Genomic DNA, 23,170 nt, shown 5'->3' with positions numbered 1-23,170 from the left:
TCAAATTGGTTCTCGTTTGCGGATCGGGAATTCTCGTTTCCTGTGTTACAACTCCGCCGCCCAAAGGTTCCGCAAAACAGATCTACTCCGATTGTATGGAAACCTTCGGCGATCGGGAAAAATGCGAAAAGTTGGTTCTCAAACAAATGCTCGGTTCCGACAAAACGGAAACGAATTCTCAAACGCAAACGGAAGAGAACCGAACGATCTCGGAACCACAACCGGCCCTTCTGGATCCGGAGATCGAAAAGAGCCTTAGGCTTCGGTCCGAGATCAAGGATACATTGCAGGGACAAAATAGGATCTTTGTGAAAGAGTTCTTAGGAAATCCGGATCAAATTCAGTTTAGAACCAATAGCATCGAGGCGTTTATTTATACGAGACCGATCAGCAGACACAAACCGGGTGCAAAACCGGATTTGGAAATCCGTGTTTTAATGCGAAATGGAACGGTGGTTCGCGTGGAGCACGTGGCTCCTTGATCGAATGAAAACCCAAAAAATAGTATGGATGCCGTTTTTTTAAGCATTAAAAAACGAAAAACATTTGTAAGCCTTATCCTGCCTTAGAATCGTGGATTGAATGAAGGTCCATTGGATCCATCGATTGCTGATTCTGGTTCTGACGGCGGTGGTCGTATTACCGTGTGAGGAAGATGGAACCTTTGATCTCGCATTTTTAGACCTTCGAGGTGATGAAGTTCACTCCGCTTTTGCGAAAAGGATTCACAGTCAATCACATTCTAAAACGCGTTCCGAAATTCAATCCGGCATCGAAACCAGAGATCTCGCCGTTTGTCCAAGAGGACGTTACGATTTTTTAGATCTCGTATTCTCCGGTTTTTTCGAACTTTCTAAAACGGAAAATCATTTCTTTTTCGGAAAGTTCAATGCACCTAAAACACACTTCAGCTATTTATTATCTTCACTGCTCTTAAACTTACCTCCACCGATCGTTTGATACATCTTTCTAAACTCGGCTTTTGAAACGCTTAGGTTTAGATTTTGTCGTTTTGGTGCAAAGCACTAATCCGAAGCGAAAGACAAAGAAAACGATCCCGGAGAATCTTACATTTTGATACGCAAACATACAAACTTGGAAAACTTATGAGAAAGATTTTCACGCTATTACTTCTTCTTTGGATTCATCCGATCTTGTCGGAGGAATCCAAAGATTCCTCTTCGTATCAGGTTCCCGGACTCGGTATCCCGGAATCCCCGACACAATCGACAAATCCGATTCTACGCGAGGTTCCCGAAGTTTCTCCGGATATAGAGAGAACTTTGGATCTCAAGACTGCGGAAGAGAAACTCTGGAGAAACAATTTACTCTTGCTCGCGTCTCGTTTTAACATCGATGCGCGCAAGGCGGGGATCGAACAAGCGGGACTCTACGCCAATCCGAACATTTTTATCGACCAGAGTATTTTTGCGGAACCGACTCAACGTTACTTCGACTTTTCTCGTTCGGGACAAACCGTGGTTCAGATCCAGCAGCTTTTCTTGTTAGGCGGAAAAATCGGTAAAAGAGTTCGAGTGGCCGAACTGAACGCGAGAATGGGAGAGCAGGAGTTTTACGATCTCGCTCGGGAACTCGTAAGTAAACTTAGAAAATTATTCTATGCGATTTACTACTACAGACAAGCGATCTCTTTTTACGATCAGAGTTTGGAAGCGTTAGGCCGAACCGTTACATCGGCGGAAATGGGATACAAACGAAGGGCGATTTTGCAAGCCGAAGTGCTTCGTTTGAAGGCATTGTATTTCTTTCTTAAAAAAGAAAGAGAAGAATTGAATATTCGAATTTTGGAAAGAGAAGCGGACCTCCGAGTTTTGTTAAACGACGATTCCTTTCGAAGTTCGGATATAAAAATCGTTCCGATGCTCGTAGAAACTCAACTGGATCTTCTCGAACCGGGAAGATTAAAACGAGACGACTTGCTGGAACTGGCTCGTAATAAAAGACCGGATCTCAAAAAAGCGATCCAAGCCCTTCGTTTTGAGGAAGCGAACTTGGAATTGCAACACGCGAACGCGATTCCGGATCTCGCCTTCGGTCCGATGTACAACAGAGGGGGAACGGCCTTCCAGAACTATTGGGGGATCACCGCTCAGTTGAACATTCCTATCTTTGATAGAAATCAGGGAAACATCAAAGCGTCCGAAAAAGCGATTCTGTCCAAAAAGCAGGAGTTGAAAAACACTCTTTTGGAAGTCGAAAACGAGGTGGCGGTTTCCATCCAAACCGCTAAGATCAAAGACGAACTCTATAAAAAATTCAGAAATACGTATACGAAAGAATACACCGATCTTTCCAAGGATATGATTCTCAGTTACGAAAAACGTTATATTACGATTTTGGAATTTACGGATTTTTTTGAAACCTATCGTTCCAGCGTTGTGGAAATGCTAAAACTACAGACCGATCGGATGGACGCAATCGAAGGAGTTAATTTTTCCGTGGGGCAGGGAGTTCTCATTCCGAAACTCTCCGCACCAACGACGGAAGATAAGTGAGGATATTGACATGAAGATACATTTTAGTAAAAAAACCATTTTGATCACGGGATCGGCCGCAATCATCGCCATCGTTTCCTTCGCGATTTTAAGCCTATCCAACCGAGGCGATAAAAAAACGAAACTTCCTCCAAGCAAACCGATCATTTCCGACAACGGAGAAAAAATCGAGTTCAAAGAGAACAGTCCCGGTCTTGAGATCATCAAAATCAAAGAGATCGGAAAGGACGGAGAGTTCATCAACGTGGACGCTCCGGCGAGATTGATCGCCTCGACTTCTCCTTCCGTGAGCGGCGGGGAAAGAATCATTCTTTTTGAATCCGCGGAACTCAACGATCTCTATGTCGGTTACGTTCATTCTCGAAACAGCCTAAACCGCTCCGTTAAAAATCACGAGCGGATCAAGGATATGTTCAAACACAGGGTCGCGACCGAAAAGGACCTGGTCGAAGCCGATACACAACAGAACAACGACGAAGCGGAACTCGCGGAATACGAAGGTAAACTCAGAGCCGTGGGACTCAATCCCGCGTTTCTAGGTAAATCGGGAGCGCAGAGCGCTTGGATTATCAGCGACGTTCCCGAATCCCAACTTTCCAAATTGAAAAAAGGAAAACGCGTTAAGGTTCGTTTTTCTTCCTTTCCAAGCGAAGAATGGAGCGGCACCGCGGAAGCGTTAGGCGATAACGTAGACCCGATGACAAGAACCGTTAAGGTTCGGATTCTCATCAACAATACCGGATACAAATTGAAACCGGGGATGTTTGCGAACGTTAAATTTCCGGAAGATACGGAGGGAGATACGGTTGTGGTTCCGTTCAATTCGATCGTTACCGTCGAAGGGCAGAACTACGTTTTTGTGGAAGAATCTCCGCATGAGTTTACCAGGCGCGAAGTGACGTTGGGTATTTCCTCAATGGATCGTGTAAACGTTATCGAAGGGTTGACTAAGGGCGACAGAGTGGTCGTTCAAGGTTCGATTCTTTTGAAAGGCTTGAGTTTCGGTTTCTAATGAGAATGAATCGTTTCATCAGAGTCGCTCTGATTAGTATATTCTGTTTTTCTTATGTTTCGGCCGCGTTCGCTCAGGATTCCTATCAAAAAAGTACGAATGCAAAGGACGAACAAGTCGCGCAGGATTCCGACAAAACAAACGGTAAGAACGAAGAAACAAAGGCGCCGGACTGGAGTCCGGATACGGAAGGCAAAACCCGATTTGGAAAAGACGAGGAGAACCAAGATATTCTCAAAGGAAAACCTCTTCCTAAGTCCACAAACTTTCTCGTTTACGGCGCGAGCATCGGATCTCCGGGAAGTATCAATCTCAATCTAGGTTATTACTACAAGGACGTGGTTGTCCGAGTTTCCGGCGGGAAATGGAATCCGCATTGGTGGGGGGGACAGGTCGATATCGGTTATAGTTTTTGGAAAACCCCCGTAATCGCACATAGCGTTTCTCTTGTATTCGGAAGATTTGAAGTAGATCCGTTTCAACCGGAAATCGGTCGAGGCGGTCAAAATTCGTATCCGTCCGGTTCTTCGTTTCCTGGATACCGGCACAGAGATCCGACGTATGAGGATTTACTCATACGTTCTTACGTTACCGAACAGAGTCCCGACTTGGCGCTTTATCTAGAACACGAAAGCCGAGACAGGCAGAAAGTTCATTTGAATCAACAATACGTCGGTTTAACGTACGACTTTTTACTCGGAAATTTTTTCCTTCAAGTCGGCGCAGGAGTTGGCAAAGGAGATTATAAAAATCCTCAGCTACTGATACAGTTGGGTTACTTGTTCGATACGAGATAAACTTCATGAAAATATTGAACTTAATCATTGAATCCGCGTTACGATACAGATATTTTACGTTAGCCGCAGCGGTCGTTTCTTTGATGATCGGGGTTTGGTCCTGGTTCGACATTCGTAAGGAGGCCTATTCGGATATCGCCGATACTCAGGTTCGTATCGTAGCAAAGTTTCCGGGTAAGGCCACTCTGGAAGTGGAAGAAAGGGTGACAATGCCGATCGAAAGAGTTCTCCATTCCACTCCGAACTTAATCGTAAGAAGATCCAGAACGATCAACGGTCTGGTCGTGTTTCAATTCGTGTTTGAAGAAGGTACGGATGATTATTTCGCGCGGATGCGTCTGATGGAAAAAGTCAGGGACGCAGTCATTCCGGAAGAGGTGACTCCCACTCTCGCGCCCATGAGTTCGCCTGTCGGAGAAGTCTATCGATATGTCGTTGAATCTTCCACAGGCAATCATACTCCGATGGAACTGAGAACCATCCAAGATTGGATCGTAATTCCCAAACTGCTTCAGGTTTCCGGAATCGCGGACGTGGTTACTTTCGGGGGTTTGCCGAAACAATTTCACGTGGTGACCTCGCCGGAAAAGTTAATTCGATACAGCGTAACCGTTTCCGATTTAATCGAAGCGATTCAAGACAACAACTTGAACACAGGTGGAAACTTTCTCTTACAAGGGGAACAGTCTTTACCGATCCGATCTCTGGGTTCGATTCGTACTCCGGAGGACATAGAGGATATCGTAATCAAGGTAGTCAACGGGGTTCCGGTTTTCGTGAGAGATATCGGTAGCGTTGAAATTTCGCATCCGATCCCGAGCGGGGTTCTGGGTTATACGGTTCAAAACGATCAGGAAGGTCTGATCGATGTGGACTCCGCCGTACAAGGATTAGTCGCTATGAGACGTTGGGTGGAGCCGAACGCCTTCGGGGAAAGGGTCCGCGCAAAAGTAGCCGAGATCAACGATCGTTATATGCCGGAAGGAACCCGACTCAGAAACACATACGATCGGGGCGACTTGGTAAAATACACTCTGAGAACGGTAGGAACCACTCTCTTGGAAGGGATCGCCGTAGTCAGCTTAGTCGTGATTTTCTTTATCGGAAGTTTACGAGCTTCCATCGTCGTAGTCGCGACGATTCCGTTCGCGCTTTTATTCTCGTTTACGATGATGAATTCTTCCGGCATTTCCGCGAGTCTTTTGTCACTCGGAGCGGTGGACTTCGGGATCGTAGTGGATAGCGCCGTCGTGATGGTCGAGAATATCATGCGAAGATACAAGAACGCTTCGCCGGCGGATAAACAAAAAGGAATCGTTCGATTTACATACGACTGCGCGACCGAAGTGGGAACCGAAGTTTTATTCGCGATTTTGATCATCATCTTGGCCTATCTTCCGATTTTTTCTTTTGAAAGAATCGAAGGGCGACTTTTCAAACCGATGGCCTTTACTCTTTCGTTTGCAATTTTCGGAGCGCTTCTCTTTACGATGACGGTCGTGCCGGTGCTCATGTCTTTTTTCTACAGAAGATATTTTGAATCCAAAAATCCGGGACCGATCGAATGGCATAACCCCGTTTACGAATGGATGGAAAGATCGTATGAAAAGGTCGTTCACTATCTCGTTGCAAGATCAAAGCGAGTCGTGACGATCGCGTTTACCGGTGTGACCGGACTTTTGATCGTAGGTGCGATGTCTCTCGGAACCGAATTCTTACCTTCCTTGGATGAAGGGGGGTTCACTCTCAGGCTTTACTTTCCCGTTGGGATTTCCCTTCCCGAAGCAAAAAAATTCGTTCCTAAGGTTCGCGCTCTCATCTATAAGAACGAACAGGTGAGTATGATTCTTTCTCAATATGGAAGAAACGACGACGGAACCGATCCTCTTCCTCCGAACCGATTGGAAGTTTATGTAGGTTTGAAAGACTACAAAAATTGGAATGAGAAGATCACCAAAGAACAACTTCTGATTCGTATGAGAAACGAATTGGAAGCCGGATTACCCGGCGTAAAGGTCAGCTTCTCGCAACCGATTATGGATAATCTTTCCGAGGCGATCATGGGAACGATCGCGGACTTGGCGGTTTTCGTTTCCGGTCAGGATCTGAAAGTGATGAGGCAAATCTCACAACAAATTTTAGATATCGTCGCCGACATGAAAGGCGCGAGCGAGTACGGAATCGAACAAGAAGGTCCCGCGCCTCAACTTGTAATTCGTATTAAAAGAGCGGTGGCCGCTCGTTACGGAATCAATATCAAAGACATTCAAAATCTAATCGAAGCCGCGGTAGGGATGGAACCCATCGGTTATTTGTATGAAGGACCGATGGACAATCCTCCCAAGGAGCGCGCACTCTTCGGGATCGCGGTTCGTTTTTCAAAAGACTATCGTCAATCTGCAAGAGAAATTGCGAATATTCCAATTATCTCACCTAAGGGAGAAAGAATTCCTCTGTCCGAATTGGCGGATATCACTCAAGAAGATTCTCCCACGATGATCTTTAGACAGGACGGTAAACGAACCCTTACCGTTCGATTGAACGTCCGAGGGCGAGATCAAGGCGGTTTCGTAGCCGAGCTTCAACAGAGAGTAAGAGCCGGTCTCAAAACTGGTAGATTGTTTCTCAATTCCAGCTTATCTCAAGTTCTATCAAAGTTTTGAGACCGGCTCTAAAGAAGGAAGTTCGAATTCCGGAAGGGTTTGAAATCAAATACGGCGGTCAGTATGAAAACCTCGCAAGGGTCGGCAAACAACTCGCGATCGTGATTCCGGTTACGATCGGAATTATCTTCGGGCTTCTGTTTATGCTCTATCGAGATCTGAAGTCTGTGATCGTTGCACTTTCTTGTATTCCTCTTTCTCTTTTAGGAGGAATTTACGCGTTACTCGCAAGGGGATATTACTTCAACGTCTCGGCGGGTGTGGGTTTTATTTCCTGATTCGGGATCGCGACCATGGCCGGAATTTTATTCGTTTCCAAAGCGAATCACCTTCGGGACGAGGATTATCGGGTAACCGTAAGAGAGGCTGCCATTGCTTCGGCGGTCACTCAGCTTCGACCTCGTTTGATGACGATGTTACTCGCATTACTCGGACTCATCCCTGCGACGATGGCGTCCGGAGTCGGTTCGGATGTACAAAGACCTCTCGCTACCGTGATGGTGGGGGCTTGCCTCCGCGTTACTCTTAGTGTTAACCGTGATGCTAAGTTTTTATATTTTGGTAATGGGTGAAAAAAACAAACAAAGCGGGGTTTCCTCCGATACATCCAAAGGTTCGAGCGAAACGTACGGAACGGAAACTGATTCTTTGATTGAGTACGACCCAGAGGAACCCGCTGCGTCTCGAAATGAGAAGAACGGGAAAAAAGGGACGACCAAAATGAAGAAACCCAAAAAGAGTTGAGTCGGTTTTATTTAACGTGGGTTCGGTATAAGAAAATCTGGGCGAATCCAGTCCAGCCCTTGGATTCCAAGAGCTGGACCGCGCTTGAACTATAGTGTGGCTCCTGCGGTCGGATAATTTTTGGAAAAAACATTCGAAGCGCCGTCTACGGAGTATCTTCCGGCGTTTTAAAAAAATGCTTGCCGTCTTGTTAGGGTTTCCCATCTTTCTTAAGCAATCAATCGGATACTTTGAATGATAGACGACCAAAAAGTTTTCGGGAATTTTGCCTTTGCAATGTCTTTTTGGCGAGGATACATTTATACGTAATTGGATCCTGTTTGACGTTGATTGCGGGCGGTTTGTGTGTATTTTGCTTTTGGGTCGTTTGAATTCGAGTGATTCTCTTCTCCGATCTTTGTATTCCGAACGAGTACGAGGTTTCGGTTCCAAGTCGCAATCTTTCCTAACAAATTCTCCGAGCTAAAATCAAGTGTGAATTCGATTCGCACTAAGCGCCTGCTTTAAATCAATCCCGATCTTAATCGACCTACATTGAGGAATTGAATCATGATTCGTACTATACTCGAAGGTGTACTTCGTTTTCGTCTTGCAACTTTGATCGCATCGGCCGCGACCGTCGTATTCGGAATTTGGGCTTGGATTGATATTAGAAAAGAAGCATATTCCGATATTGCCGATACCCAAGTAAGATTGATCGCAAAGTTTCCCGGCAAGGCCGCCGTGGAAGTGGAAGAGCGGGTTACGATTCCCATCGAAAGGGTGTTGAACGCAATTCCTAAGGTTGCGGTCAGACGATCCAGAACGATCAACGGTCTTGTCGTATTTCAATTCGTGTTCGAGGACGGGACGGACGATTACTTTGCGCGGACCCGTCTTTTGGAAAGAGTTCGAGACGCGGATATTCCCGCAGAAATACAACCGACTCTCGGACCGATGAGTTCTCCCGTGGGAGAAATTTACAGATACATCGTCGAGTCAAAAGCCAATCACACTTCGATGGAGCTCAGAACGATCCAGGACTGGGTCATCATGCCCAAGATGCTCGGGATTCCCGGAATTGCCGATGTCGTAACTTTTGGAGGATTGCCCAAACAATATCACGTAGTGACTACCCCGGATAAGTTGATTCGATATAAACTTACGATCAACGACGTAATCGAGGCGATCCAACGAAACAATCTCAACACCGGCGGTAATTTACTCTTACAAGGAGAACAGGGTTTTCCGATCCGATCCCTGGGGGCGATCCGAGATCCGAAACATATCGAAAATATCGTAGTCAAAACGGTAAACGGAGTTCCGGTTTTCATTAGAGATTTGGGAAGTGTGGAAATTTCCCACCCGATTCCGAGCGGGGTTCTCGGTTATACGATCCAAAACGATCAAGAAGGTTTGATCGACGTGGATTCTTCCGTACAAGGTTTGGTTGCGATCCGACGTTGGGGAGATCCGAACATCATGGGAGAACGAATTGGGGCCAAGGTAAAAGAGATCAACGAGAATTATCTTCCGGACGGCGTTCGGATCAGAACGACGTACGATAGAACCGATCTCGTAAACTATACGCTTAGAACGATCGGTAAGACACTTGTGGAAGGTGTGGTCGTTGTCAGTTTGGTTTTGATTTTTTTTATAGGAAGCGTCAAGGCTTCTATGGTGGTCGTTGCGACGATTCCTTTCGCGATGTTGTTCGCATTTTTATTGATGAATATCACCGGAATTCCGGCCAGCTTACTGTCATTAGGCGCCATCGACTTCGGGATCATCGTGGACGGAGCGGTTGTGATGGTGGAGAACGTTATGCGTCGTTATAGAGACGCTTCTGCGATCGATAAGAAAAAAGGAATCATCCGTTTTACCGTGGACTCCGCGTCCGAAGTGGGGACTGAAATCATTTTTTCCATTCTCATCATCGTGCTTGCCTATCTTCCGATCTTTTCCTTTGAAAGAATCGAGGGAAGACTTTTCAAGCCGATGGCGTTTACGATTTCCTTTGCGATTATAGGGGCGCTCATCTTTTCGATGACCGCAATTCCGGTGATGATGTCCTACATCTACCGCAACTATTTCGAGTCGGCCAATCCGGGTCCGATCGAATGGCATAATCCGTTTTACGAATGGTTGGAAAGAAAATACGAAAGGCTTATCGAGTGGCTCGTAGAAAGATCGAAAAGAGTTGTAACGATTTGTTTTTCCGTCGTGGGAAGTTTGTTGGTAGTAGGCGGTTTGTCCTTGGGAACGGAATTCTTACCCGAGATGGACGAGGGCGGTTTTAACCTAAGAATTTTCTTTCCCGTGGGAATTTCATTACCCGAGTCTAAAAAATTTATTCCGAGAATCAGACAACTCATCTATAAAAACGAACAGGTCAACGTCGTACTTTCCCAGTTGGGAAGAAACGACGACGGGACGGATCCGCTTCCTCCGAACCGCTTGGAAGTTCTCGTAGGTTTGAAAGACTACGACGACTGGAAGGAAAAAATCACCAAGACGGAATTATTGCTTAGAATGCGAAACGATCTTGAAGCGGGACTCCCCGGAGCCCGAGTGAGTTTTTCTCAACCGATCATGGATAACTTATCCGAAGCGATCATGGGAACGATCGCTGACTTGGCCGTGTTCGTATCCGGGAACGATCTCAAGGTTATGAGACAGATCGGGAACGAAATTCTTGAAATCGTAAAAGAAATGAAAGGGGCCAGCGAATACGGAATCGAGCAAGAAGCGGACAGTCCGCAGCTTACCGTTCGAATCGATCGAGAAGCTGCTGCGCGTTTTGGAATCAACGTTAGCGACATTCAACAGATGGTGGAAGCCGCGATCGGGATGCAGAGAATCGACACTCTCTACGAAGGTCCTTCCGACATCCCTCCGAAAACTCCGGCTCGATTCGGGATCGTGGTTCGATTCTCTAAAGACTATCGAACGTCTCAAAGAGCGATCGAAAACATGCCGATCATTTCTCCCAAAGGAGAAAGAATTCCTTTGTCGGAGCTGGCGAAGGTCACTTTGGAAGACGGGCCTACGATGATCTTTCGTCAGGAAGGAAGAAGGACCGTAACCGTTCGAACCAATATCCGAGGAAGGGATCAGGGCGGGTTCGTAGCCGAGCTTAGAAAAAAGGTCCAGGAAAAAGTGAAATTGCCGGAAGGTTACGAAATACGTTACGGCGGGCAATACGAAAATCTTGCGAGAGTAGGGACACGTTTGGCGATGGTGATCCCTTTGACGATCGCGATTATCTTCGGCGCTTTATATCTACTTTATAAAAACCTAAAGTATGTCTATGTGGCTCTTGCCTGTATTCCTTTGTCTCTCGTTGGAGGGATTTACGCGCTTTTGATGCGCGGTTATTATTTCAACGTTTCGGGCGGAGTAGGATTTATTTCCCTTTTCGGAATCGCGACGATGGCGGGAGTTCTTTTCGTATCAAGAACCAATCACTTATTACACGAAGACGACGAAATCAGCGTAAGAGAAGCGGTGAAAAAAGCCGCGGTGATTCAGCTCAGACCGATGCTCATGACGATGCTTTTGGCGCTTTTAGGGCTCATCCCCGCGACCCTTGCCTCGGGTGTCGGTTCCGATGTTCAGAGACCGCTTGCAACCGTAATCGTGGGAGGATTGTTCTCCGCGCTTTTACTCGTTCTAACGGTTCTTCCGTCCTTATATTTGATTCTTGTCGGAGAAAGAAAGTATAACCTTCATAAAAAACAAAAAGAGCCCGCTTTCGAGCCTTACTCTTATTTGGATCAATATCCTTTGGAGGAATATGAAAACGAGGAATTAGATTCTTCTAAAGTAGCAGAAACGGAAACCGAAAAGTCTTCGGTAAAACCGAAAAAAGGAAAGTCTTCCGGGGCCGCTAAGAAGTCCAAGAAGAAATAAAAATGGGAGTGGGTTCGAGGGATCGAACGAACTCCTTTCGTATTTTCGAATATTCTAATTTTCCCGAGCGGCGAGATCGTAGATATATAGAAGTTGTCGTTCGGAAAGACGGTTGGTTAACCTACGGTTTTTAATTTCTATTGAAGGTTTGTCCGGAATCTTTCGAGCCGATATGAAACGTGGGGCCTTTGATTTCCGTATTTTTTGTTCTTTGTAAAAAATTCACTCAGGTCTCACAATGTCTTTCTCTCTTAAAAAAAGGCGCCTTTTGCAAAAGAGCGCCCTGGATTGTATTCCCTTAGGAAGCCTTCACTTTAAGTTTAGGAAAGCTTCCTAGTTTGAGGAGCGGATCCGTTTCCCTCAGAACTTCGCAACCACCCCTAGGGTCAAACCGTTTTGGTGATCCGATTTCTCACCGCTTTGATTTACGAATTGTTTTCCGGTCGCCCAGTCTCTACGAAGATCCAGTTTGATTAACAGGTTTTCGGTAAAATTCCAAACGGGTGTAACGGTAAAGGTTTTGTACTGACCTGCGTTTCTGGTTCCACCGTAGTTTTTATAATCGTCGCTCATCGCTTCGAGAATTTGTTCTTTGGTAACTCCAAAGGATCCGAAAGTGGGATCCGCGGCAAGGGCCGTAGCCACCGCGTCTGCGATTGCAACATCCGAGGTTTTTTTGAATTCACCGACGTAAGCGTTCGGACCCATAAAAGGATTGAAAGTAGTCAATGCGCCGTTGTTGTGTTTGTCGTCTATATACTCGGCGCGAACGTTTACTCCCCAGGCTTCGTTGATTTTAAACTTCGCAAAGATAGCGTAAGCTTTGTAAGTGGTTTTGATATCTCGTTTGTTATTCAGACCCAGGAAAAGAGTGTCTTTGTTGAAAACTTCGGCTCCGGTTCCGTCTACATTGTATTTTCTTTGATCTAAACTTCCGTTGGTAACCGCGCCGCCGGCTTTTTCACTCCAAGTGTAATCCAAGTCGATCGTGATTTTATCGGTAGGAGTGATGGAAAGAATCGCGTGATTCATGAACCAGTAGTCCTTGTTGTATTTTGCTCTTTGCGGATTTGCAACGTTGTATAAGCCGATCTTAGAATCTCCCGAAGAGTTGGCCAGTTCCGTAGCCATAGCCGCTTTGGACGGATCGACACGAGCGTAGGCTCCATCGGCCGAATACAACGTGTTCCAAGTGATCGACAATTTGTCTTCGATCAACTGGCCTTTGAGCTGTGTTCCGATCGCTTTCCTTTCCGTTTGACCTTCCACAAAATAACTTTTTCCCGCCGCATTCCCGCTGTAAGCCGGATCGGTGATAACGTTCAAAGGAGCCGTGGTTGTAGTTGCGGGAGAGTTATAACCGGTACCACCGCCGCTGTTGTAGATATAAAAGGTTCCGGCCCATTTATCCGTGAACTGCGTGGTCAGACGGGCGCCGGTATGAATAAAGGGGATCGTATTTTGGAAGATCGCGCCTATCGAGTAGTTCGGATTACTCATCGATTCGAGAACCTCATAACCGATATGTGTCGCCATTTTACCGACGTCCAACGTCATACCTTTTAAAACCGGGAAGTACAAACTTACGTATCCTTGTTTGAGCATATTGTAATTATAGATGCTGTTGCTTTGGGAATAAGGAGCTTCCTGAAACGCATTGTTTTGACCGTTTTGGATGTCGATCCTGAAACCCCAGGGGGAACTTTTTTCGGCTGCTTTCTGGATCGTAAGAGCTACGGCGTTCACCGCAAAGTTTTTATTACTCGTTTCGAAAGCGCGGGTGGCGTCCACATCGCTCCCTTGTTTAGGATTGAGATTGTACATGTAATACACATCTGCGAACCCGGAAAATTCAACTTGATCATACCATTTTTTATCTTCCTGCTCGGCCGTTTGGGAAACCGGCGCTGGCACAACGGAAGCGTCCGCTGCCGGCTTTTTCCCGGTCTGAGCAAAGACCTGGGAAGAAGCGAACCAGCAGAGAACTGAAGCAACGAGGGTGATTGTTTTTATTCTCATCATTTTCCTAAATCTCCTATGCCCAAATTATGCAAAATATATGCCAACGCTTAAAAATTAAAATTTGGTTAAAAAAGCGGCATATATCGATTGGAAATAAGAAAATGAATGCTTATTAAATAAATAAGAATGACATAATATTACTTTTATTAATATGTTTGCCTAGTAATTAAGCATTATTGTAGAAAGGATGCATTTAAATCAGCGATTCCTAATTCCTATCCACTCGTCCCTAGCCCCCTTGCAATGTAGGCGTTCCCACGCTTGGAGTACCGAGGATTTAGTGGTTAGGGAGTTAGAAGGACTTTACAAGGTCAGGGTTTAGGAAGAAGCGGAAGCAGGGAATCTTTTCGATTTTCGTCCGGGTTTTCGAGGACGTGGGACAGAAGTTTTTCGAGAACGGACCCGATTTCCTTGGGGGGCAGATTTGGACAAGCCTTGAGAACGTCTTCTCCCCTAAGAGCCAATTCGGTAACAAGAAGGGCCTGAGATCGTTCGATCAGATCTAAAATTTTCCGAAAATCGAAAACATCTCTGAGAACCGGCTCGTACGTATATGCAAGATTGAGAATATGTTCCGTTACGATCCGGAGATTTTCCCTTCCCGCATGTACACAAACCGGATGTAAAAGAATCCTTCGAATTTCAGAGTCCGTCGTCAAAGCGGCGTTTTGTTTCCGATTCAATAGGATAACCAACATAGTCGAGAAGAAAACCGAATCCTTTGTGTTTTGATTGGAATAACGGAGGTCTTTCATAAACTGTTTTGCGACGTTTTCGTTGGGAAAGTTTCCGAACAGCCAAGCTTGTAAAAAAGAAAGCCTGAGACTCGGAGGAAACGCGGGAACTTCTTGAATTTTTTCTTCCACGATCCTGTTTTCAGTCGGATATAGTTGGAGATTCGTAAATAATTCCAAGATCTGAAATTCCTTAAATAACTTTAAGGACGGAGTCGGGTTTTTGCTTTTCAGAGTTTTGTTCAGCTCGTCGTGAACTCTTTCTCTGGAAACCTTTGCGGTAACGTTTCTGCATGCGACGATCGCCTTTGCGGTGTTCGGTTCCAAGGTAAAACCCAGGCTGCTTACAAAACGAATCGCACGGATCGGTCTCAGACCGTCCTCGGTAAATCTTTGAATCGGATCGCCGATCGTTCGAATGATCTTGTTCCGAATGTCCGAAAGCCCCGAGTGTTCGTCGATGAAACGTTTTGTCTCCAGATCCAGGGCCAGAGCGTTCATCGTAAAATCTCTTCGTTTGAGATCTTCGCCTAACGAAACTCCGAATTCCACGGTTTCGGGTCTTCTTCCGTCCACGTAGTCCGCGTCCTTCCGAAAAGTAGTGATTTCATAAGCGCGGTCTTGGATCAGAACGGTTACCGTTCCGTGTTTGATACCCGTGGGAACGGTTCTTTTGAAGATGGAAAGAATTTTTTCGGGTGAAAGAGAAGTCGCCAGATCGAATTCTTCGGGAACTTTCGAAAGTACAAGATCCCGTACGGAACCTCCGATCAGATAACATTCTCCGCCTTCTTTAAGAACGGTTTGTGTGATATGGATCATGTCTTCCCGAAAAACTTCGGGGATTTTTTCGATCAGTACGACCGGATCCACGTTAGTCATCTTGTATCGTTTTTTTCCAAAGATTTCCGTATCGGTTTCGAAACGTTTCGTTGTTCCGGAGAATGGTCTCGATTTTCTTTTTCCATTCCGGATCCACAGTGATTTGACTGAAAGGAAGTTCCGTTTTTTCGGATAGGATCTTATCGATTCCCGTAGCCGTTTTTTCCGCGGCGAGGTCGCAGAGTTCTTTCGTGTCCGCCGTTTCCTTTTCGGAAAGACAGAGCAAAAACATCTCTTCGAACTTTTCTTCTTTTTGAAGAACGATCAGTTTGTCCTTCAGAGATCGGCCGCAACCGAACGAGGTATAAAACAAAACGATGCAGAACGAAATTCTCCGCAAAAGAACAAACGTATTTTCGAACCGATTCCGATTAGAGTTTTTCCGAAAAGTCAAATTTTCCGGATCGAGTTTTCCTTCGGAAAAGTCCTTACTTCTGAAAGGCTTCGTTTGCGAGTTTATCTGCGACCGAATTTTTTTCACGGGGAACATGAGTGATCTGGAAACTTTGTAAGGAAGAAACGAGTTTGTCCACTTCCTTTTTATACTCCAAAAGATTGGGATGTTTTACCTTATACCTTCCGGTGACTTGTCGGACCACGAGTTCCGAGTCCATGTGAGCGTGGACGGAATCGAACTTTCTTCGAATACATTCTTCCAGACCTTTTTTCAGCGAGGCCCATTCCGCTACGTTATTTGTGGTTTCTCCGATACGTTCGGAGATTTTGAATTCTTCCTTTTCGGAGATATAGGCCACAACTCCGATCGAGGACGGTCCCGGGTTTCCCTTGGACGCTCCGTCGCAAAAGATGGTGATCAAGAATTTTTTTCTCCCCGAAAGAGATCGATCCCAAGCCGAATCGGTTTCCAAAAAATCAGATAGGAGAATAATAGGCCGCCTTTTGCGATCCCGCTTAGAAAGGTTAAGGTCCACTCCAGAAGCCGATTGGTAAAAGAATAAAATGCCTCCGGATGTACCAGAGTGAACACGAAAGAAATGAGTCCGAGTCCGAGAAGAGTGAATTGGAGGATTGTATTTTCCATCCAAAAACAAATCAGACTGGCGATCGTAAAAAATAAGGCGATTCGAAGGCCGCGTTTTTTTACTTCGAAGTTCATAAAGAGTTTGTGCATCTGAAAGTTTTTGGATCCTTACACGTGATTCGTATTAAAAACCATACTGAAAACAGTCGTCTCTTTCGTCGAGTTTTCCCTAAAAAACTTTACGAGTCCGGTACGATCCGTCAAAGTTTCCTAAGATGATTCGGCATAAACTCCAAAACCTCGTGGATTCCCTTCCCATCAGTCCGGAGAAGAGCTGTTCGTATTACTCGGATCGTTTGAGTCGGATTCAATATTTTCCGTTTCCGGAAGAGATCGCAAAGGAAGCCATGCAGTTTTTTTTCGACGCGGGTTTTCGAAGAACCGGAAACGTTCTCTACCGGGCTTCTTGTAACGGTTGCAGTGATTGTCTGAGTTATCGGATTCCTTTGGACGATTTTGTTCCGAGTAGAAATCGAAAGAGACTTTTAAAAAAGAACGCCGATCTTACGGTTCGATTCGGATTTCCCGCTTTGACCGCTGAAAAAGAAATTCTTTACCTGCGTTATCAAAGATCTCGTTACGAAAGTTTTGTGATCGGAGAATCGGATCGGGAACTTCTGGAAGGAATGTGTTGGAATCTTTTCGCGTATCCCGAAAATTCTTTGGAGATGACTCTCGTTTTGGATGAGAAGCTTCTCGGTTTTATGATCTTGGACCGCGCCTCCGATTCTCTTTCCGCGGTTTATTCCGTTTATGATCCGGATTATACGGATCGAAGTTTGGGAAGTTTTGCGATCCTTTGTTCCATTCTTTACGCGAAGGAAATGGGAATGAAATTCTATCACCTCGGTTATTTCCTTCCGGGACATCCGGATATGGATTATAAAAAGTATTGGACCCCCGGGGAGATTCGAGAACCGGATACGAATCATTGGATTCGTTTCGAAGAATTTCAAAAGCGGCACACGGACTTTTCTTGGTAGAGCGTCGCAAAACGGAGAAGTAAAACCTTCATTTCATTTTACGGTAGATCCAAAAATTCATTTTGTTTTATCAAAAATAAACTCGAAGGTCCTCCGTCGCCTTTCCACTAAAACATTATGGCTTTCGGACTCTTTCAATTCTTCTAGTTTCAAAATGGAATTGAAACAAATTTCGGAAACATTCTCCCTTTAAATCATACTTGTCAGTTCCGTTTCTTCCCGTAGAACGGATCCATATGGCAAAAAAAATCATCGTCGTCGGCGCCTCTAGCGGAATAGGAAAGGAATTAGCGACTCTTCTTTTGGAGCAGGGAAATACGGTCACTCTCGTGGCTCGTCGCGATAAGGAATTGAAGGCGATTGCGGCTCCGTTTGACAAAACGAAAACATTGATCATCAAACACGACGTGACAAACTTCGATCAGGCGGATTCCCTTTTTCAAAAAGCGGTCAAATCCATGAAAGGTCTGGACGAGATTTATTACGCTTCCGGAATTATGTACAACATCAAACCGGACGAGTTCGACGTTGAAAAAGATATCGCCATGTTGAACACCAATCTTTTGGGTTGTGTGGCGTGGCTCAATCCCGCCGCGAGTTTGTTTCAAAAACAAAAAAGCGGAAAGATTATCGGAATCTCTTCGATTGCGGGCGATCGAGGAAGAAGAGGCAATCCGGTTTACAATACTTCCAAGGCGGGAATGAACACCTATCTCGAAGCGCTTCGAAATCGTCTGGGCGTGTTAGGCGTTCAAGTTCTCACGGTAAAACCGGGTTTTATCGATACGGTGATGACACAAGGAATGAAAGGCGTTTTCTGGCTCATCTCCGCAAAAGAAGCGGCGACGATCATCGTCAAGGCGGCGGATTCCGGTAAAGAATGTATCTATGTTCCGGCGCGTTGGGGACTTGTGGGTTTGATAATCCGTTCGATTCCGTCTTTCCTCTTCAAACGTCTTTCTATTTGAATGAACCGGAAACGATTGAAAGGGTAAACACTATGGCAACCGCAACCAAGTCTTCTCCTAAAAAGAAGTCTTCCGCAAAAACTTCGAAACAATCGAAGGCAAAAAAATCATCGATTGAAATTCAACTTCCTGAGCCTAACAAGGTGGAAGCGTGGGGAATGAATCATCATTCCATCTCACCGGTACTATTTCCGGAAAAGGAAGAAGACTTTAGAAACATCTTTTCTTATGCGAACGAGAAAGGATTGAAGCTGACTTTTCGCGGCGGAGGTTGCAGCTACGGAGACGCGGCCACCAATACAAAGGGCGCGGTGATCGATATTTCCAAATACAATCGAATTTTGGAATTCGATTCCAAAACGGGAATCATCAAAGCGGAGTCCGGAGTCACGATCAAACAACTCTGGGAATTCGGAATCGAAAAAGGTTACTGGCCTTCGGTGGTAAGCGGAACGATGTTTCCGACGCTCGGCGGCGCGCTTTCTATGAACATTCACGGAAAGAATAACTTTGCCGTGGGTCCGATCGGAGATCACGTTCTTGAATTTACGTTTATGACTCCGGACGGAAAGGTTCTTGTTTGTTCCCGTAAAAAAAATCAGGAACTTTTTTTTGCGGCGATTTCGGGTTTTGGAATGCTCGGAGCTTTTTTGACCGTAACGATCCAATTGAAACGGATCTACGCGGGAAAGATGAAGGTCTGGCCCGTGGTCAGTGAAAATCTTCAGGATATGTTCGATTACTTCGAAAAGGAATATAAGAATTCGGATTATCTTGTGGGTTGGGTGGATGCGTTCGCTTCCGGAAGTTCGCTCGGAAGGGGGCAGATTCACAAGGCCGTTCATTTGAAAAAAGGAGAAGACCCCGACTTCCCTGAAAATTGTAAATTAGAAAAACAGAATTTACCGAGCACATTTCTCGGAATCGTTCCGAAGTCTTGGATGTGGTTGTTTATGCTTCCGTTTGCTAATAACTTAGGAATGAGGCTCGTCAACTTTGCGAAATTCATTTCCGGTTATTTGACGAACAACAAACCTTATTTTCAAGGACACGCCGAATATGCGTTTTTACTGGATTACGTTCCGAATTGGAAGTTTATGTATAAACCCGGTTCCATGATTCAGTACCAGAGTTTTATTCCCAAGGAAAATGCGGTGGATGCTTTCTCTGAAATTCTAAAAATCTGTCAGAAACGGGGAATCGTAACCTGGTTGGCTGTATTCAAAAAACATAAACCGGATCCGTTTTTACTCACACACGCGTTGGACGGTTATTCGATGGCGATGGATTTTCCTGTAACTTCCGGAAACAAAAAAAGACTTTGGGAACTCGCGGGAGAGTTGGACGAAACCGTCTTAAAGTTCGGAGGAAGGTTTTACTTCGCAAAGGACAGCACACTCAGACCGGAAATCGTACAACGCGCGTTTCCTAAAAAGAATTTGGAGAAGTTTTTTGCTTTGAAAAAGAAATACGATCCGAAGGGAATTTTGGAAACCGATCTTTATAGAAGAATCATGGGGATCTGGTGATTTATGAGTCGTTGGAACTCGTTATTAACGGAAATCAAAAGAAATAAGGATCTAAAAGTTTTCCTATTTATATTTGCGTTAGGCGCGTTCTTTCGACTTTTTCGTTTGGATCTGCAAAGTCCTTGGGAAGACGAACTCTTTTCGATTCGAGCTTCCTCGGAAACTTCCTTACGTAATCTCTGGGATTGGATGAAAAACGATCCTCATCCTCCGTTGTATCAAACCCTTTTGTATTTTTGGTTCCAATGGTTTCAACCCAGCGTTTTTGTCGGTAGGTTGTTCAGCGCGATCGCGGGGTTACTCGTTCCTTTTGCGTTTTACTACTTTTCACCTCGCGCATTAGGCGGGAGAATCAAGGTTTCCGTCTCGGCTCTTTTAAGTTTATCCACGGGGCTTATCTATTATTCCCAGGAACTCAGGTCTTATAGTCTTTTGGTTTTGTTTTGTACGATTCAGCTTGCGTTCGTTTTGAAACTCGTCTACGAAAACGGAGAAAAGAAGAATTTCCGTTTCTACTTGAGTTTATTAGGAATTTCTTTATTAGCATCTTATACTCATTTTTTCGGATTTATTTGGTCCGCATCCGTTTTTCTCGGGATTTTTATCGGAGAATGGATCTATACAAAAAAAATTCCCAAAATGGAATTGGTTTTCGGTATCGTCTTCGGAATTCTATTTCTTCCGGCGCTTTATCTGTTATTCAATTCGGATAAGATAGGAATCGCTTCTTGGATTCCGGAAGCGGGAATCACGGCGTTTATCGTATTTTTCGATCTGATCTTTCATTCCGGAATTCTAAAGAAGTTCGTCCCCGGAATCGTGGCTTCTCTGGCTTTGCTCGTCGGATTTGTTTCCCTTTATTTTCAAAAGAGTCAAACGGAATTCGTCGTTCTAGAACCCTCTCATAAAAAGTCGGCCGTTTTGTTCGGAATCATCCTTCTCATATTCTCAGTCGTTCTCGGAATTCTTTCTTCCGTTCAACCTTTGATCACCGCGAGAAATCTTTTGGTTACGGCGCCCGCCTTGTATTTTTTGATCGCGACCGGTTTTTCCTTGTTTCCGATTTACAAGGGGAGAAGGCTCGAATCGATTCTGATTTTGATATCTCTTGTGTCGCTTTATTATTTTACGCGTCATTACTATAAACCGTATAAGGAGCAGTGGAGAGAAAGTTCTCGGTACATCATCTCTACGATTCAGGATCGTCCTCAAGAGTTCACACTTCTTTGTTCTTCTCATACCTATAATATGGAATACTTTTTAAAGACGGCAAAGATTACGGGTGTGACGCCCAAGATCTACGCCAAAAAAGAGGCGGATCTTTTTATTCACGATCCTGCGAGAAAATATCTCGTGATTTTGGAAACTTCTTGGGAGAAATTAAATTCAAAGGAAGTGGATTCGTTATTTACGAAAAAAACATTCGATCGAAAGGATCAGTTGTTTTACGGAATGAGAGTCATTACCATCCGTAAAAAATAATTTCCGGAATTTTAAACCATGAAGAAAAAAAACATCACCTACGTAATTCCCTGTTTGAACGAGGAAAAAACACTTCCACTCGTTTTGGAAAAACTCGTTCGACTCAAGAAAGAATTAAAACAATACAACGTGGAAATTCTCGTGTCCGACAACGGAAGCGAGGATAAATCCGTATCGATCGCAAAGAAGTTCGGCGCTAAGGTCGTTCATTGTAAAGAAAGAGGATACGGAGCCGCGTTGAATTTCGGGATCATAAACGCAGGCGGAGAAATCGTATTATTTGCCGACGCGGACGATACTTACGATTTCTTGGAATCTCCCGCGCTTCTTGCGGAGATGGAAAAAGGCGCGGAGTTCGTGATCGGTTCCCGATTGGACGGGACGATACATCGGGGAGCGATGCCTTTTTTACATCGTTATTTGGGAACACCAGTGATCAACTGGATTATCAATTTATTATATTCAAAAAAAGGAAACCGTGTCAAAGACGCAAATTCCGGTTTTCGTTGTTTTTTGAAGAAAAAATATCTAGAATGGGAGATCGAAAGTACCGGAATGGAATTCGCTTCCGAGATGCTTGTGAAAGCGCTTCGAAGCGGAATCAAACTTTCTCACGTTCCGATTAGTTTGCGTCCGGACGTAGCGGGCAGGATTCCTCATTTAAGAACTTGGAGGGACGGAATGAGACATCTTTTGCAAATTCTCATTCATTCCCAACAGCTTTTTTATTATACAGGTTTTACGTTTTTTTGGATCGGCTGGGCGATTACGATTTTCGGTTACTTTACGGGGATCATTGCGATCGGTCCTTTTCATATCTTCGGGATTCATTCTCTTACCGTTTCTCTTCTGGTAGCGACACTTGGACAAACGATTTGGGCGATCGGTTTGTTTCTCGCCGCTCGTAAAATTCCGGAATTGGGCTTGTATTCTAAATTGAACCTTTTGTCTGAAGATCTTCTTTTTTGGTATTCCGCAAGAATGATTTTGTTTGTGATTTTGCTTTTCGCGTTTATCGTGTTTCGTTGGTGGAGAAATTCTTTCCAAGTTCTCGATTTGGAAAAAGAGATTCTGATGATCAGTTTTTTGAGCGTTCAGATTTTAAATTTAATCGGACAAACGATCACCGCCCATTTACTAAAAAGAACATAACGAGCGCCCCATAGGAAGCGAGTTAGTCATAAGGCAGCGGAGCGTTGCCGTTGGCTCTTTGCGTAGCAAAGAAATAGAGCGCCCCATAGGAAGCGAGTTAGTCATAAGGCAGCGGAGCGTTGCCGTTGGCTCTTTGCGTAGCAAAGAAATAGAGCGCCCCATAGGAAGCGAGTTAGTCATAAGGCAGCGGAGCATTATCGAACGACCCTTAGGGAGTGAGATTGAGTTAAACCGTTGGCTCTTTGCGTAGCAAAGAAATAGAGCGACCCATAGGACAATGCTGTCAATTTAAGAAAAAAGACTAAAGATTAAAGAATTTAGTACGACAAGAAGACATGGGCAAGAAAGAATAACAGTCATAGGCGAATTAGAAGCTTGGATATATTCCAGAAAGATTCTGGAAATCGCGCGAATGAAACCGAGTGCTTTTACTCGGAATCGTCAACTAACCCTACCGAGGTTGCTTATAGCCATGATAAACTTATTAAACAAAAGCTTAGCGGTCGAGTTATATAGATATTTTAAGAATTTAGGAAAGAAAGCTGTGACGAAACAAGCGTTTTCCTTAGCGCGGGAGAAATTAAATCCGCAAGTGTTTGAATCATTAAACGAAATATTAGTAAACAGCTACTACAAAAATGTAACGAATTGCAAAACGCATAAAGGTTATATAGTTGCAGCTTGCGACGCGACAGGAATAAGCCTACCTAAAACGAAGGAGTTCGTGAAAGATTTTGGCTGTGTAAAAAATCA

At 44.8% G+C, this 23,170-nt stretch carries 17 protein-coding genes and 1 pseudogene; 13 read left to right on the top strand and 5 right to left on the bottom strand.

Translation table 11 applies throughout. The features are described from left to right. Window positions 1–5: 5 nt before the first annotated feature. From LEP1GSC060_RS07595 to LEP1GSC060_RS07560, 7 genes and pseudogenes are all read left to right on the top strand, one after another. The gene (locus tag LEP1GSC060_RS07595) at window positions 6–482 is read left to right on the top strand and encodes a hypothetical protein (protein WP_003000575.1); all 477 of its coding nucleotides are present in this window, start codon (window positions 6–8) and stop codon (window positions 480–482) included. Between the two features lie 100 nt (window positions 483–582). Further along, complete coding sequence (locus LEP1GSC060_RS07590) at window positions 583–960, top strand: hypothetical protein (protein ID WP_036095757.1); 378 nt, start codon at window positions 583–585, stop codon at window positions 958–960. A gap of 146 nt (window positions 961–1,106) precedes the next feature. Beyond that, window positions 1,107–2,516, top strand: a complete 1,410-nt coding sequence (locus LEP1GSC060_RS07585) for a TolC family protein (protein ID WP_003000527.1) — start codon at window positions 1,107–1,109, stop codon at window positions 2,514–2,516. Between the two features lie 10 nt (window positions 2,517–2,526). Further along, a complete protein-coding gene (locus LEP1GSC060_RS07580; protein ID WP_003000524.1) occupies window positions 2,527–3,528 on the top strand; it encodes an efflux RND transporter periplasmic adaptor subunit in 1,002 nt (333 codons plus the stop codon). Beyond that, complete coding sequence (locus LEP1GSC060_RS07575) at window positions 3,528–4,325, top strand: hypothetical protein (RefSeq protein ID WP_003000357.1); 798 nt, start codon at window positions 3,528–3,530, stop codon at window positions 4,323–4,325. Before LEP1GSC060_RS07580 ends, LEP1GSC060_RS07575 begins: the two co-directional genes overlap by 1 nt. 5 nt (window positions 4,326–4,330) lie before the next feature. Beyond that, window positions 4,331–7,565 (top strand): annotated as a pseudogene (locus tag LEP1GSC060_RS07570) (efflux RND transporter permease subunit); the annotation flags it as partial. Window positions 7,566–8,281: 716 nt separating this feature from the next. Beyond that, a complete protein-coding gene (locus LEP1GSC060_RS07560) occupies window positions 8,282–11,623 on the top strand; it encodes an efflux RND transporter permease subunit (protein WP_003000551.1) in 3,342 nt (1,113 codons plus the stop codon). Window positions 11,624–11,983: 360 nt separating this feature from the next. Here LEP1GSC060_RS07560 and LEP1GSC060_RS07555 read toward each other — a convergent pair whose 3' ends face one another. From LEP1GSC060_RS07555 to LEP1GSC060_RS07535, 5 genes are all read right to left on the bottom strand, one after another. Further along, on the bottom strand, window positions 11,984–13,642 hold the full coding sequence (locus tag LEP1GSC060_RS07555) for an outer membrane beta-barrel protein (RefSeq protein WP_003000481.1): 1,659 nt from the start codon (window positions 13,640–13,642) through the stop codon (window positions 11,984–11,986). A 314-nt stretch (window positions 13,643–13,956) separates the two neighbouring features. Further along, complete coding sequence (locus tag LEP1GSC060_RS07550) at window positions 13,957–15,261, bottom strand: CCA tRNA nucleotidyltransferase (protein ID WP_003000505.1); 1,305 nt, start codon at window positions 15,259–15,261, stop codon at window positions 13,957–13,959. Beyond that, window positions 15,254–15,601, bottom strand: a complete 348-nt coding sequence (locus tag LEP1GSC060_RS07545) for a hypothetical protein (protein ID WP_036095797.1) — start codon at window positions 15,599–15,601, stop codon at window positions 15,254–15,256. Before LEP1GSC060_RS07545 ends, LEP1GSC060_RS07550 begins: the two co-directional genes overlap by 8 nt. Window positions 15,602–15,689: 88 nt before the next feature. Then, window positions 15,690–16,079, bottom strand: a complete 390-nt coding sequence (locus LEP1GSC060_RS07540; RefSeq protein ID WP_003000397.1) for a ribonuclease HI family protein — start codon at window positions 16,077–16,079, stop codon at window positions 15,690–15,692. Next, the gene (locus LEP1GSC060_RS07535; RefSeq protein WP_003000568.1) at window positions 16,076–16,393 is read right to left on the bottom strand and encodes a hypothetical protein; all 318 of its coding nucleotides are present in this window, start codon (window positions 16,391–16,393) and stop codon (window positions 16,076–16,078) included. The genes LEP1GSC060_RS07540 and LEP1GSC060_RS07535 overlap by 4 nt, the downstream gene beginning before the upstream one ends. Window positions 16,394–16,518: 125 nt before the next feature. Between LEP1GSC060_RS07535 and LEP1GSC060_RS07530 the strand changes: the two genes are divergently transcribed. From LEP1GSC060_RS07530 to LEP1GSC060_RS07505, 6 genes are all read left to right on the top strand, one after another. Then, window positions 16,519–17,286, top strand: coding sequence for an arginyltransferase (locus tag LEP1GSC060_RS07530; RefSeq protein WP_003000507.1), 768 nt, complete (start codon window positions 16,519–16,521; stop codon window positions 17,284–17,286). Window positions 17,287–17,522: 236 nt separating this feature from the next. Further along, complete coding sequence (locus LEP1GSC060_RS07525) at window positions 17,523–18,254, top strand: SDR family NAD(P)-dependent oxidoreductase (protein ID WP_003000487.1); 732 nt, start codon at window positions 17,523–17,525, stop codon at window positions 18,252–18,254. 32 nt (window positions 18,255–18,286) lie between these two features. Then, a complete protein-coding gene (locus LEP1GSC060_RS07520) occupies window positions 18,287–19,783 on the top strand; it encodes an FAD-binding oxidoreductase (RefSeq protein WP_003000530.1) in 1,497 nt (498 codons plus the stop codon). A gap of 3 nt (window positions 19,784–19,786) precedes the next feature. Then, window positions 19,787–21,265, top strand: a complete 1,479-nt coding sequence (locus LEP1GSC060_RS07515) for a glycosyltransferase family 39 protein (RefSeq protein ID WP_003000478.1) — start codon at window positions 19,787–19,789, stop codon at window positions 21,263–21,265. An 18-nt stretch (window positions 21,266–21,283) separates the two neighbouring features. After that, complete coding sequence (locus LEP1GSC060_RS07510; RefSeq protein ID WP_003000544.1) at window positions 21,284–22,417, top strand: glycosyltransferase family 2 protein; 1,134 nt, start codon at window positions 21,284–21,286, stop codon at window positions 22,415–22,417. Window positions 22,418–22,829: 412 nt separating this feature from the next. Beyond that, a partial coding sequence (locus LEP1GSC060_RS07505) for a hypothetical protein (protein WP_080634530.1) occupies window positions 22,830–23,170 on the top strand: 341 nt, incomplete at its 3' end.

Source organism: Leptospira weilii serovar Ranarum str. ICFT (genome assembly GCF_000332415.1).
Taxonomy (GTDB): domain Bacteria; phylum Spirochaetota; class Leptospiria; order Leptospirales; family Leptospiraceae; genus Leptospira; species Leptospira weilii_A.
Note: the sequence above shows the minus strand (reverse complement) of the source record. Positions and strands in the feature narration are given on the sequence as shown.